This window comes from Vibrio sp. 10N.222.49.C9 (assembly GCF_041474985.1).
In the GTDB taxonomy this organism is placed as follows: Bacteria; Pseudomonadota; Gammaproteobacteria; order Enterobacterales; family Vibrionaceae; genus Vibrio; species Vibrio crassostreae_C.
This window is the reverse complement of sequence record NZ_JBFRVD010001046.1, coordinates 1-288: the sequence shown is the minus strand read 5'-3', so window position 1 is coordinate 288 and position 288 is coordinate 1. Positions and strand designations below refer to the sequence as shown.

Below are 288 nucleotides of genomic sequence, written 5' to 3'. Positions count from 1 at the left end.
AGCTCTTGCAGCGAGTATGCACCAACGATGTTAGTGTCCTTCGCTGGGCCTTCAAGGAACTGATCTACCTTCGCGGCAGTACGGTTGTGTGCTACAACTTTAAAACCGTGGTCGTTCATGTTTAAGATAAGGTTTTGACCCATTACTGCGAGTCCAACTACACCAATATCACCTTTCATACACTCTCTCCTAATATTCTTATCTTAAGCAATCTTGCTTGCTGCATCTGAATCTAAAAACCACTCTGTTTCACCCGCAATGGAGTGAATCTTTGCCGCTGGATAGGGC

1 protein-coding gene and 1 pseudogene are annotated in these 288 nt (G+C 45.1%); both read right to left on the bottom strand.

Annotation, left to right across the window (positions count from 1 at the left end; all coding sequences use genetic code 11):
- Positions 1-179: NAD(P)-binding domain-containing protein (locus AB4585_RS26835; RefSeq protein ID WP_372171781.1), on the bottom strand; the 179-nt coding region annotated here is incomplete at its 3' end.
- Between the two features lie 24 nt (positions 180-203).
- A pseudogene (locus AB4585_RS26830) lies at positions 204-288 on the bottom strand (6-phosphogluconolactonase); the annotation flags it as partial.